Source organism: Bradyrhizobium sp. USDA 4449 (genome assembly GCF_054056275.1).
Genome location: NZ_JBSRYD010000001.1, coordinates 2,128,945 through 2,141,709, shown reverse-complemented (window position 1 = coordinate 2,141,709; position 12,765 = coordinate 2,128,945). Strand labels below are relative to the sequence as shown.

Annotated in this window: 10 protein-coding genes; 9 read left to right on the top strand and 1 reads right to left on the bottom strand. The window is 65.7% G+C overall.

Features of this window, described 5'->3' with window-relative positions; all coding sequences use genetic code 11:
* The 5 genes from ACVIIW_RS10200 to trmB all read left to right on the top strand — a co-directional run bounded on the left by ACVIIW_RS10200 (position 1) and on the right by trmB (position 5,313).
* Positions 1–1,119 carry a hemolysin family protein gene (locus tag ACVIIW_RS10200; RefSeq protein WP_456700616.1) on the top strand — a complete coding sequence of 373 codons (1,119 nt, stop codon included), beginning with the start codon at positions 1–3 and terminating at the stop codon, positions 1,117–1,119.
* Positions 1,116–2,729, top strand: coding sequence for an apolipoprotein N-acyltransferase (lnt, locus tag ACVIIW_RS10195; protein ID WP_456700615.1), 1,614 nt, complete (start codon positions 1,116–1,118; stop codon positions 2,727–2,729). Before ACVIIW_RS10200 ends, lnt begins: the two co-directional genes overlap by 4 nt.
* Positions 2,730–2,951: 222 nt before the next feature.
* Positions 2,952–3,365, top strand: a complete 414-nt coding sequence (locus ACVIIW_RS10190) for a helix-turn-helix domain-containing protein (protein WP_057746952.1) — start codon at positions 2,952–2,954, stop codon at positions 3,363–3,365.
* A gap of 113 nt (positions 3,366–3,478) precedes the next feature.
* Positions 3,479–4,606, top strand: a complete 1,128-nt coding sequence (locus ACVIIW_RS10185) for a M20 family metallopeptidase (RefSeq protein ID WP_456700614.1) — start codon at positions 3,479–3,481, stop codon at positions 4,604–4,606.
* Entirely contained in the window at positions 4,603–5,313 is a 711-nt protein-coding gene (gene trmB / locus ACVIIW_RS10180) for a tRNA (guanosine(46)-N7)-methyltransferase TrmB (protein ID WP_456700613.1), read from the top strand. The genes ACVIIW_RS10185 and trmB overlap by 4 nt, the downstream gene beginning before the upstream one ends.
* 97 nt (positions 5,314–5,410) lie before the next feature.
* On the opposite strand, the gene ACVIIW_RS10175 is transcribed toward trmB, so the two are convergent.
* Entirely contained in the window at positions 5,411–6,493 is a 1,083-nt protein-coding gene (locus ACVIIW_RS10175; RefSeq protein WP_456700612.1) for a DUF2336 domain-containing protein, read from the bottom strand.
* Positions 6,494–6,885: 392 nt separating this feature from the next.
* On the opposite strand from ACVIIW_RS10175, the gene rimP reads away from it, so the two are divergent.
* The 4 genes from rimP to infB all read left to right on the top strand — a co-directional run bounded on the left by rimP (position 6,886) and on the right by infB (position 12,722).
* Positions 6,886–7,647 carry a ribosome maturation factor RimP gene (gene rimP / locus ACVIIW_RS10170; RefSeq protein ID WP_456700611.1) on the top strand — a complete coding sequence of 254 codons (762 nt, stop codon included), beginning with the start codon at positions 6,886–6,888 and terminating at the stop codon, positions 7,645–7,647.
* A 2-nt stretch (positions 7,648–7,649) separates the two neighbouring features.
* On the top strand, positions 7,650–9,260 hold the full coding sequence (gene nusA / locus ACVIIW_RS10165; RefSeq protein WP_456700610.1) for a transcription termination factor NusA: 1,611 nt from the start codon (positions 7,650–7,652) through the stop codon (positions 9,258–9,260).
* A 23-nt stretch (positions 9,261–9,283) separates the two neighbouring features.
* The gene (locus ACVIIW_RS10160) at positions 9,284–9,958 is read left to right on the top strand and encodes an RNA-binding protein (RefSeq protein ID WP_456700609.1); all 675 of its coding nucleotides are present in this window, start codon (positions 9,284–9,286) and stop codon (positions 9,956–9,958) included.
* A 79-nt stretch (positions 9,959–10,037) separates the two neighbouring features.
* Positions 10,038–12,722, top strand: a complete 2,685-nt coding sequence (gene infB, locus ACVIIW_RS10155; protein ID WP_456700608.1) for a translation initiation factor IF-2 — start codon at positions 10,038–10,040, stop codon at positions 12,720–12,722.
* Positions 12,723–12,765: the final 43 nt, after the last annotated feature.

The window sequence follows — 12,765 nt, the reverse complement described above, 5'->3', positions numbered from 1 at the left end:
ATGCCGGATTCCGAGCCTATTCACGATAATCCGCGCAACACGGCCAACCTGCCGGCCGTGGTGGCGCCGGGCGAGGTCATGCGCCCGACGGCGGACGGCTGGCTGCTTCGCGCCATCCGCTCGCTGTTCGGCTGGAAGGCGGGCTCGGTGCGCGACGATCTCCAGGTCGTGCTCGACGCGTCGACGCCCGATGACACCGGCTTCTCCGCGGTCGAGCGCACCATGCTGCGCAACATCCTCGGCCTGCACGAGCGCCGCATCGCAGACGTCATGGTGCATCGCGCCGACATCATCGCAGTGAAGCGCGACATCCCGCTCGGCGAGTTGATGGACCGCTTCGAGAGCGCAGGCCATTCGCGCCTCGTCGTCTACAATGAGACGCTCGACGATCCCGTCGGCATCGTTCACATCCGCGATTTGCTCGCCTTCATGACGGCGCGCGCGCGTGTGTCGGAGGCTACCAAGACCAAACGCAAGAAGCCGCTGCCGGCCGGGCTCGATTTGCGCGCCGTCGATCTCGCGCTGCCGCTGCAGGACGCCCGCATCATCCGCAAGCTGCTCTATGTGCCGCCGTCGATGCGGGCGATCGACCTGCTCGCGCAGATGCAGGCCACGCGCATTCACCTGGCGCTGGTCGTCGACGAATATGGCGGCAGCGACGGCCTGGTTTCGCTCGAGGACATCGTCGAGCAGATCGTCGGCGAGATCGACGACGAGCACGACAGCGACGAGCCGCCGTCGATCGTCCGCCTGGGCGACAACGCCTTCATTGCGGACGCCCGCGCCAGCCTCGACGACGTCCGCACCGTGATCGGCGAAGACTTCGTCACCGGCGAGGCCGGCGAGGAGGTGGAGACGCTCGGCGGCTATCTCGTCAGCTTCGTCGGCCGCCTGCCGGTGCGCGGCGAGGTGATCTCGGGCCCCGGCAATTACGAGGTCGAAGTGCTGGATGCCGATCCGCGCCGCGTCAAGCGGCTGCGCATCTCGACACGGAAGGAACGTCCCGCCCCGCGCACCCAGCGCGAGAGAAGCCGCCGCGAGGCCGCGCCGGATAGCGGCCAGCCGTCGGCCGGCGACACGCCGGCCCCGCCGCCCGGCGAGGGGACCGGTTCGCAGTGAACGCGTTCCAGCGATTTCGGCAGATCGCGCTAGCCATCATCCTGACCTGGGGATGGAAGCGCGCGCTCCTGGCGATGGCGTGTGGCGCGTTATCCGTTCTCGCGCTCGCACCGTTCAATGCGTGGCCCGTGCTGTTCATCACCTTCCCCGTGATGGTCTGGCTGATCGACGGCGCCGGCGCGGGGCGCTATGGCGGCGTCCCCGCTGCGGCGCTGACCGGCTACTGGTTCGGGCTCGGTTATTTCGTCCCTGGCCTGTACTGGATCGGCAAGGCTTTCTTCGTCGAGGCGGACGTGTTCGCCTGGCTGACGCCGTTCGCCGTGCTGGGCCTGCCCGCCTATCTCTCGATATTCACTGCGATCGGCTTCGGGCTGGCCCGCCTGCTCTGGACCAGGGACGCCACCCGCATTCTCGCGCTCGCCGCGAGCCTCACCATCGGCGAATGGTTGCGCGGGCACGTGCTCACGGGCTTTCCCTGGAACGCCTTCGGCTATGCGCTGTCGGAGCCGCTGCCGCTGGCGCAGACGGCGTCCCTGATCGGCCAATGGGGCATGACGTTCCTCACGATTGCGATCTTCTCGGCGCCGGCGGTGCTAATCGACCGCACGCGCAATCGGAGCCTGCCCTGGCGCGTGCCGGCCGCTGCGCTCGCCCTGCTGGTCGTCATGGGTATCTTCGGCGCGATCCGCCTGTCGCTGCATCCGACCACGATGGTCGCCGGCACCAGGCTGCGCCTGATGCAGCCGGACCTGCAGCAGGATGCGAAGTTCAACTACTCCGCCAAGGCGGAGGTGATGAAGAAATACCTCGCGCTGTCGGACCGCGCATCTGGCCCCCAATCGACCGGTGTGCGCGATGCCACCATCCTGATCTGGCCGGAATCCGCCTTTCCGTTCTTCCTGACCCGCGAAGCCGATGCGATGGCCGAGATCGCCGAGTTGCTGCCCAAGGGCACGGTGCTGATCACCGGATCGGTGCGTGCGCCCGATCTGCCACCGGGCAGGCCGATCACGCGCGCCTACAATTCGATCTATCTGATCGACCATGACGGCAGCGTGCTCGCCGTCTACGACAAGCTGCATCTGGTTCCGTTCGGCGAATATCTCCCGTTCCAGGACACGATGGAGAAGCTTGGCTTCGAGCAATTGACGCGGGTCCGTGGCGGATTCATTCCCGGTACGGTGCGGCACGTGCTGCCGGTGCCGGGCGCACCGCCCGCGCTGCCGCTGATTTGCTACGAGGCGATCTTCCCCGATGAGGTCGGCACGCGTGACGAGCGCCCGGGCTGGATGGTGAACCTCACCAATGACGGCTGGTTCGGCATCTCGACCGGTCCGTACCAGCATCTGGAGCAGGCGCGGATGCGCGCCGTCGAGCTTGGACTGCCGCTGGTCCGCTCGGCCAACACCGGCATCTCGGCAGTGATCGATCCGGTGGGACGCACGGTGGCCAGCCTCGGCCTCGGGGTCGAGGGCATTTTGGATGCAAATCTGCCCACGGCAATCCCGCCCACGATCTATGCGAGGATAGGCGACATCCCCGCAGCCATGCTTGTCGCACTGGCCGTCATTCTGGCGGTGCGACGACGTTTCGCCAAACGGCTCCCCTGATCACACCGAGATCGGCGCAGCGGCCGGAATCCCTTGAGAACGGCAGTCCCACGGTTGACAGACTGCACGGCGGCTCCCCATTCTGCACCGGCTGCACAAGACAGCGGTGCATTGCTAAATTTCTCCGCAATGTTTCCCCAATCAGGGTGAAGTTTTGACGTCGCTGTCGCCTGAGGCAAACGTTTTGATTGCGCCGCGGGTGGTGTTTGGAGGGCTGAGGACATGTCGAAAGCGCCCAACCCTGTTGACAAATATGTCGGCAGTCGCGTGCGTATGCGCCGCATCATGTTGGGCATGAGTCAGGAGAAGCTCGGTGAAGCTTTGGGCCTGACCTTCCAGCAGATTCAGAAGTACGAGAAAGGCACCAACCGCGTCGGCGCCAGCCGCATCCAGCAGATTGCGGAGATTCTGCAGGTGCCGGTGTCGTTCCTGTTCGAGGGCGGACCGAGCGGCGTCGCCGGACCGGACGGTTTCGCCGAAGGTGCTTCGCCCTCCTATGTCTCGGACTTCCTCGCGACCTCAGAAGGGCTCGCACTGACCAAGGCGTTCACCCGAATCACCGATTCGAAGCTGCGCCGTTCGATCGTCGATCTCGTCGAGCAGATTGCCGCCCGCGAAGGCCCGGACAAGCGCTGACGCTGTTTCATTCCGATTTGAGGCTGCGCCAAATCTGGCCTATGTCGTCATTTGCGGATGCGCTTTGCGCCGCCTCCGCTTAAGTGATGCGATTCGAAGGCACAGAGACCTCCATGGCGAACTCCAATCCGTTCGATTGCCAAACTATCCTCGCTGGTATCCGCCGCTGGGTGGAGATCGAGACGCCGACCGAAGTGCCAGAGCAGGTCAACAAGCTGACCTCCGTGGTTGCCGATCATTATCGCGATCTGCCCGTGACGCTCGAACGCGTCGCCGGCGTCGATGGCTGCGGCGATCATCTCCTGGTGCGGTCGACCTGGGGTCAGGACCGGCCTGGTATCCTGGTGCTCAGCCATCTCGATACCGTGCATCCCATGGGCTTCATTGCGCGCCTGCCTTTCAAGATCGAAGGCGACAGCGCGTTCGGCCCGGGGATCTACGACATGAAGGGCGGCGCCTACATCGCCTATCACGCCTTTCGCGAGCTTTGCGCTGCACCCGAGCGGCCACCGCTCGGCATCACCCATTTGTTCACGTCCGACGAAGAGATCGGCAGCCCCACCTCGCGCGCGATCATCGAGCAGGAGGGGCGCAAGGCCAAATACGTGCTGGTGACGGAGCCGGCGCGGGACGGCGGCAAGATCGTCACCGGGCGCAAGGGCGTTGGACGATTCGAGGTGTTCATCAAAGGCGTGCCGGCGCATGCCGGCTCCCGCCCGGAAGACGGCCGCAGCGCCATCCGCGAGCTCGCCAATGTCATCCAGACGCTGGAAGGGATGAACGACCTGAAGCGCGGCGTCACCGTCAATGTCGGCGTGGTGCGCGGCGGCACGCGGCCCAACGTGACGCCGGAAGAGGCCTATGCCGAAGTCGATCTGCGCGTGCCTGGCATCGGCGACGCGGAGGAATTCGTCGGAAAGATTCTGGGGCTGACGTCGAAAACCGCCGGCGTCACCGTCACCGTCACCGGCGAGCTCAACCGCCCGCCTTACGAGAAGGGCAATGCGGGCGCCGCGCTGTTTGAGCATGCGAAAACGCTCGCCGCGGAGATCGGCTTCGAGCTGATCGACACCCGCACTGGCGGCGGCTCCGACGGCAATTTCACGGCGCCGCACACCGCCACCCTCGACGGGCTCGGCGTCGACGGCAAGGGCGCACACACCCATTATGAGCAGATCTACGTTTCATCGCTCGAGCCGCGCGCACGGCTGCTCTATCGCCTGTACCAGACGCTGCGATGAGCGAACGCAAATCAGATCCCGATCGCGCGGACGGCGAGCGCGCCTTCTTCGGACGGCGCAAGGGCCACAAGCTCAGGCAGCACCAGGCCGAGCTGGTCGACCATCTGCTGCCGCATCTCGCGCTCGACATCACGAGCGAGAAGCCGGCGACCGCCGCCGATATTTTCGACCCCGCAGTGCAAGATGTCCGGCTCGAGATCGGCTTCGGGGGCGGCGAGCATCTCGCGGCGGAGGCGCAGAGCTTCCCCACGACCGGCTTCATCGGCTGCGAGCCCTATGTCAACGGCATGGCAAAGATTCTCGCGCAGATCGAGGCCGCGAACATCGCCAACATCCGCCTGTTCGCGGGCGACGCCGCCGAGCTGCTGGCCTGGCTGCCTGATGCCTCGCTGTCGCGGATCGATCTGATCCATCCCGATCCCTGGCCGAAGCGGCGGCACTGGAAGCGGCGCTTCGTCCAGGACAGAACGATCGCCGCCATGGCGCGCGTGCTCAAGGCCGGCGGTGAATTCCGCTTCGTCTGCGATATCGACGATTACTGCGCCTGGACGCTGTCGCATCTCGCGCGCGCGCCGGATTTCCTGTGGCTTGCGGAACGCGCCGATGATTTCCGTCAGCCCTGGCCCGGCTACACCATGACACGCTATGGCCGAAAAGCCGCGCGCGAGGGCCGCAAGGCGGCTTATCTACGCTTTCGCAGGCGCTGAAGCGCGATGAGATCGGGCCGAATCGTCATCGCGCGCTAGCTGCTTGTTGCAGCATGATCTCTTCGGAAAACCGCTTCACACTTTTCCGGATCATGCTCTAGATCGTCTGCCGGTTGCGCCAGAAATTCACGACGCGCTCGGCCGTGGTCGGCATCAAGCGGGTGAAGTTCACACGCGCCTGCTCGAGATCGGCATCGGCCGGCGTGCGATTCGGGCCATTCCACATCAGGATGAGCGCGCGCACCGTGGGCCAGCCGAGGTTCAGCAACCGCCCCAGGATCAGGATCGGGTCGTAGCGATCGCCCGAGATCAAACGGTCAAGGATCGGGAGCCTGACGCCTGACATCGCCGAGAGCGTTGCGACCGATTCCTCGTATTTGTGCGCCTTGGCGAATCCGAGCAGCGCGCTCTCGCCGAGATGGCCGCCGCGATGCAGGCCAAGCACGGTGCGTTGTGCGGCCGAGAAATCGCGCCGCGGGCCGTCCGTCAGTGCGGCTTCCTCGATCGCGATCATGGCGCGCTTGATCTCGGCCTGGCGCACCGGATTGGCCACGGTGGAGAGCCGGCGGCGAATGACGTCGAGCGTGCCGTCCAGAAGCTGCTTGAGATGCTCGCCAGAGAGATCCTTGCGCTGGCCGATCTTGAGCGTCAACACGCCGTCCTGGCCGGCGCGCTTGATCAATTCCGAATAACCGCCGGCTGAGAACGTCGCACCGGCATTGCCGGCCGCCCGGCGTACGACGTCACGATCGCCGCGTTCGACCAGCACGTCGGTGACGTCGGCCGACAGCGTCGGCCGCTCGGTCATCGCGAGCAAATGGCCCTGGCCCTTCAGCCGGGCAATCTCGACGAGCGCGGCGTCGTCGAGCACGGGCGAGCGGCGTAACACCGGCGCCGCCACCATGATCTCGTTTTCGCGGGCGAGCTGGCGGACAAGATGAGGCGGTGCATTGTCCAGCAGCGAGAAACGCTCGGCGAGATCGACGCGCGAGGCAAGCTCCGCATGCGGCACGAGATCGATCAGGAGATTGTCGAACAGATCGATCAGCTCGGGACGGAGCCTCGCGGCGTCCTGAAAGAACAGCGCCGCGATGGCGCTCGCGATCTCGCCGCGACGCCGTGGATCGCCGCGTCTGACGATATCGTCCAGTCCGGGAATGAGTGACGTGGCAACGGTCATGAAACGCAACTCGAATCTGGCACGCCGTGGGCGCGCCATGCCTCGAGCCGCCCCACGAGCGCGGAATTTAGGCCCGCTTTGTGAACGAAGCGTTGCTCCTCGGGGCGCCTGTCGGCGCACCCAGGGGGCGCCGACTGAGGTGCAAAAAGCGCGCATCGGCCTGCGAGGGGGCCTTGTCCGGGCCGGCGGAAAGAGCTATATCAGCGCCAATTCATCTTCTCATACGATCCGCGTAGTGAGAGTGGGCCCGAAAGGACCCGCTCTTTTTTATTACCTGAACGCGGCGTGGCGGAAGAGACGGCCCGATGCAGTCGGGAAAGTTCCGAAGCGGCCATGCAGTCTTAATCAAGCCTTAACCCAAGCTCTAACCAACGCGCGCCTTGACCCCTGATATGACCGAACCGACCGCAGGTTCCACCGATGCCGAGTTGCTGGCCGAGCCGAGGCTCGTGGTCGAGCCGGGCGTGGCGGCACGGGTGTCGGCGGTCGCAGGCCCGGTGCTCGAGGGCATGGGCTACCGCCTCGTGCGGATCCGCATCTCCGGCGAGGCTGGCTGTACCGTGCAGATCATGGCCGAGCGGCCGGACGGCTCGATGCAGCTCGAGGATTGCGAGGCGATCTCGCGGGCCCTGTCACCCGTGCTCGACGTCGCCGATCCCATCGACCGCGCCTACCGGCTGGAAATCTCCTCCCCCGGGATCGACCGTCCGCTGGTGCGCCGCTCTGATTTCGAGCGCTATTCCGGGCATCTGGTGAAGGTCGAAATGGCCGTCGCCCATGAAGGCCGCAAGCGGTTCCGTGGCACGCTTGGCGCCGTCGAAGGCGACCGCGTGCACCTGCATCGCGATGACGCCAAGGCGACCGACAACGCCGATGTGCTGCTGACGATGGAAGATATCGGCGAGGCACGGCTGGTGCTGACTGATGAGCTGATCGCGGAATCCATGCGCCGCGGCAAGGCCGAGGAGCGCCGGATGCGCCGGGATCTCGGTATCGAGCCGCCGCAGGCGCCCCACGCCGAGATCAGCGCGAAGACCACCAGGAACACCAGGCCGCAAAAGCAGAAGAAGCCGGCCCCGACCAATACGAAGAAACATCGCCTTGCCGCCGAACGCGCGCGGCGCGGCGAGATCGAGCCTGACGAAGGAGACTAGCCATGGCAGTCAGCGCCAATCGACTTGAATTGCTCCAGATCGCCGACGCCGTCGCTCGCGAAAAATCGATCGATCGCGGCATCGTCATTGCGGCGATGGAAGATGCCATCGCCAAGGCAGCGCGCGCCCGTTACGGCAGCGAGACGGACGTTCACGCAGAGATCGATCCGAAGAAGGGCGAGCTGCGGCTGTCGCGGCACATGCTGGTGGTCGACAAGGTCGAAAACCATTCCAACCAGATTTCGCTGGTCGACGCGCAGCGTGCCAACCCCGGCGCCCAGGTCGGCGACACCATCGCCGACACCCTGCCGCCGCTGGAATACGGCCGCATCGCCGCGCAGTCGGCCAAACAGGTGATCGTGCAGAAGGTGCGCGAGGCCGAGCGCGACCGGCAATATCAGGAATTCAAGGACCGCATCGGCGACATCGTCAATGGCGTCGTCAAGCGCGTCGAGTATGGCAGCGTGATCGTCGATCTCGGCCGCGGCGAGGCCATCATCCGCCGCGACGAGATGCTGCCGCGCGAAGTGTTCCGCAATGGCGACCGCGTCCGCGCCTATATCTTCGATGTCCGCCGCGAGACCCGCGGCCCGCAGATCTTCCTCTCCCGCACCCATCCGCAGTTCATGGCGAAACTGTTCGCGCAGGAGGTGCCTGAGATCTACGACGGTATCGTGGAGATCAAGGCGGTGGCCCGCGATCCGGGCTCGCGCGCGAAAATCGGCGTGATTTCCCGCGATTCCTCCGTCGATCCGGTCGGCGCCTGCGTCGGTATGCGCGGCTCGCGCGTGCAGGCCGTGGTGAACGAATTGCAGGGCGAAAAGATCGACATCATCCCCTGGTCGCCGGACATCGCGACCTTCGTGGTCAACGCGCTGGCGCCGGCCGAGGTCTCCAAGGTCGTCATCGACGAGGACCGCGAGCGCATCGAGGTCGTGGTGCCCGACACCAACAACCAGCTCTCGCTGGCGATCGGCCGCCGCGGCCAGAACGTGCGTCTGGCCTCGCAGCTGACCGGCTGGGATATCGACATCCTGACCGAGCAGGAGGAATCGGAGCGCCGCCAGGCCGACTTCGAGAACTCCACCCGCGTCTTCATGGAATCGCTCAATGTCGACGAGGTGGTCGGCCAGCTGCTCGCCTCCGAAGGCTTCACCTCGGTCGAGGAACTCGCGATGGTGGACCTCAAGGAACTCGCAGGTATCGAGGGTTTTGACGAGGAGACCGCGCAGGAACTGCAGAGCCGCGCCCGCGAATATCTCGATCAGCAGGAAGCCGAGATCGAGGCCAAGCGCAAGGAACTCGGCGTCGAGGACGCCGTCAAGGACGTGCCCGGCGTGACCTCGAAGATGCTGGTGAAGTTCGGTGAGAACGACATCAAGACGGTCGAAGACCTCGCAGGCTGCGCCACCGACGATCTGGTCGGCTGGACCGAGCGCAAGGACGGCGGCGAGCAGGCCAAGTTTGCCGGCGCGCTCGACGGCCTCGGCATCTCCCGCGACGACGCGGAAGCCATGATCATGCAGGCCCGCGTCAAGGCCGGCTGGATCACCGAGGCTGACCTCGCCAAGCCGGCCCAAGAGGCTGACGCCGCCGAAGATCAGCCGGCTTAAGGACGAAGGAGAATGTCGCCCGGATGCTTGCCAGCACTGACAACGAACTTGACCATGGACCGCGGGCCGAAAGGTCCGCGACCATGCGCATGTGCGCGGTCAGCCGCGAAGTCCGGCCGATCGACGAGCTCATCCGCTTCGTCGTATCGCCCACCGGGGATATAGTTCCCGATCTCAAGCGCAAGCTGCCCGGACGGGGCATGTGGGTCACGGCGTCGCGGCAAGTGGTTGCGGAAGCGGTCCGGCGTCACCAATTTACCAAAGCCTTCAAACGCGACCTGCGCGTTTCTCCGACGCTTCCCGCCGACATCGAGGCGCTCCTGGTCCGGAGCGTGACCGAAGCCCTTGGGATCGCCGCCAAGGCGAGGCAGATCGTCGCCGGTTTCGGCAAGGTCGAAAGCGCCTTGCGGGAAGGCACGGCCGAGGTCCTGATCCATGCCAGCGACGGGGCCGGGGACGGAATCCGCAAGTTGGACATGCTGGCGCGGCAAAAAGCCGGAAATGACGGGGTCCAGCCCTCGATTCCGGTCATCACCGCATTGAAATCTGAAGAATTGGATTTGGCACTTACCCGGTCAAATGTGATACATGCTGCCCTGCTCGCAGGCCCGGCGAGCAAGTCATTCCTGTCGCGTAGCCAGATGCTGGTCCGATACCGGATGGCGGACGCTGACAAGACTGCCGAAAAGCCCGGCTAGGATTTCTGAGAGACACGACGACCCGATAGGACGGTGCGGCAACGCACAACACTGAATAAATCAGGATTAGGACTGCTGAATGGTTGATACCAAGACCCCAGACGACAAGAAGCTGAGCGTTCCGAGCAAGACGCTATCGCTCAAGCCGCGCGTCGAAACGGGCACTGTGCGCCAGAGCTTCAGCCATGGCCGCAGCAAGCAGGTCGTGGTCGAGAAGCGCGGCAAGCGCCGTATCGACGGCAGCCCGGAGCCGCAGGCGCCCGCGGCTGTCGCGAAGCCGGCGCCGGCCGCGCCGACACCCGCTCCCGCGCGCCCGGCTCCGCCCCGCAACTCCGGCTCCGGCGTCGTGCTCCGAACGCTGACCGAGGACGAACGCTCCGCCCGCGCCAGTGCGCTGGCCGATGCCAAGGTGCGCGAAATCGAAGAGCGTCGCCAGGCCGAGGAAGAGGCGCAGCGCCGCGCCGTCCGCGAGGCCGCCGAGCGCGCCGAGCGCGAAGCCGCTGAATCGCGCCGCAAGGCCGAGGAAGAGCGCCACCGTCACGAGGACGAAGCCAAGCGCAAGGCCGAGACAGAAGCCAAGAAGCGCTTTGGCGAAGGCGAGCAGCCGGCATCGGCCGCGCGTCCTGCGGCAGCCGCCCCGGCAACCCCCAGCGCTCCGCGCCCCGCGCCGACCACCACCCGACCCGGCGCGACGACCACCGCCCGTCCGGCAACCACCCCCGCGAGGCCGGGAGGCCCTGTGGGTCGCACGCCGGCCGTCGCAGCCGGACCGGACGAGGACGATGGTCCGCGCCAGATCCGCCGTGGCCCCGGCGGCGCCGCACGTCCCGTGGTCGCCCCCAAGCCCACGCACAAGCCCGGCCCGCAAAAGGAACGCGGCCGCCTCACGGTCGTGACCGCGCTCAATGCCGACGAGGTCCGCGAGCGTTCGATCGCCTCGTTCCGCCGCCGCACCCAGCGCCTGAAGGGTCATGCCGCGAACGAGCCGAAGGAAAAGCTCGTCCGCGAGGTGGTCATCCCGGAAGCGATCACCATCCAGGAACTCGCCAACCGCATGTCCGAACGCGCGGTCGACGTCATCCGCATGCTGATGAAGCAAGGCGCGATGCACAAGATCACCGACGTGATCGATGCCGATACCGCGCAACTGATCGCCGAAGAGCTCGGCCACACCGTCAAGCGCGTCGCCGCGTCGGACGTTGAAGAAGGCCTGTTCGACGCCGTCGACGATTCCACCGACACCGAGACGCGTTCGCCCGTGGTGACGGTGATGGGTCACGTCGACCACGGCAAGACCTCGCTGCTCGACGCGCTCCGCCATGCCAACGTTGTCTCCGGCGAAGCCGGCGGCATCACCCAGCATATCGGCGCCTATCAGGTGCTGTCGCCCGAAAGCGGCAAGAAGATCACCTTCATCGACACGCCCGGCCACGCCGCGTTCACCGCGATGCGCGCCCGCGGCGCCAAGGTCACCGACATCGTCGTGCTGGTGGTTGCGGCCGATGACGGCGTCATGCCGCAGACCGTCGAGGCCATCAACCACGCCAAGGCGGCCCGCGTGCCGATCATTGTTGCCATCAACAAGATCGACAAGCCCGACGCCAAGCCCGAGCGCGTGCGCACCGAGCTGCTCCAGCACGAGGTGCAGGTGGAATCCTTCGGCGGCGACGTCGTCGACGTCGAAGTGTCCGCCAAGAACAAGACCAATCTCGACAAGCTGCTCGAGATGATCGCGCTGCAGGCCGACATCCTCGAGCTGAAGACCAATTCGGAGCGTCCGGCCGAAGGTACCGTGATCGAGGCCAAGCTCGACCGCGGCCGTGGTCCGGTTGCGACCGTGCTGGTCCAGCGCGGCACGCTCCGCGTCGGCGACATCATCGTCGCCGGTGCCGAGATGGGCCGCGTCCGCGCGCTGATCTCGGATCAGGGCGAGACGGTGCAGGAAGCCGGTCCCTCGGTGCCGGTCGAGGTGCTCGGCTTCAACGGTCCGCCGGAAGCCGGCGATCGTCTCGCGGTGGTCGAGAACGAAGCCCGCGCTCGTCAGGTCACCAGCTACCGCGCGCACCAGAAGCGCGAGAACGCGGCTGCTTCGATCTCCGGCATGCGCGGCTCGCTCGAGCAGATGATGTCGCAGCTGAAGACGGCGGGCCGCAAGGAATTCCCGCTGATCATCAAGGCCGACGTGCAGGGCTCGCTGGAAGCGATCCTCGGCTCGCTGGAGAAGCTCGGCACCGACGAGGTCGCTGCCCGCATCCTGCATGCCGGCGTCGGCGGCATCTCGGAATCCGACGTGACGCTCGCGGAGGGCTTCAACGCCGCGATCATCGGCTTCTCGGTTCGTGCCAACAAGGAGGCGGCGGCCGCCGCCAAGCGCAACGGCATCGAGATCCGTTACTACAACATCATCTACGACCTCGTGGACGACGTGAAGAAGGCGATGAGCGGTCTGCTCGCGCCGACCTTGCGCGAAACCATGCTGGGCAATGCCTCGATTCTGGAGATCTTCAACATCTCCAAGGTCGGCAAGGTGGCCGGCTGTCGCGTCACCGATGGCACCGTGGAACGCGGCGCCAATGTGCGCCTGATCCGCGACAACGTCGTCGTGCACGAAGGCAAGCTGTCGACGCTGAAGCGCTTCAAGGACGAAGTGAAGGAAGTCCAGTCCGGTCAGGAATGCGGCATGGCCTTCGAGAACTACCACGACATGCGCGCAGGCGATGTCATCGAGTGTTATCGCGTGGAGACGATCCAGCGCTCCCTGTAAGTCCAAATCTTACCGAAGCGTCCGGATCTTTTTGAGCTGAAAT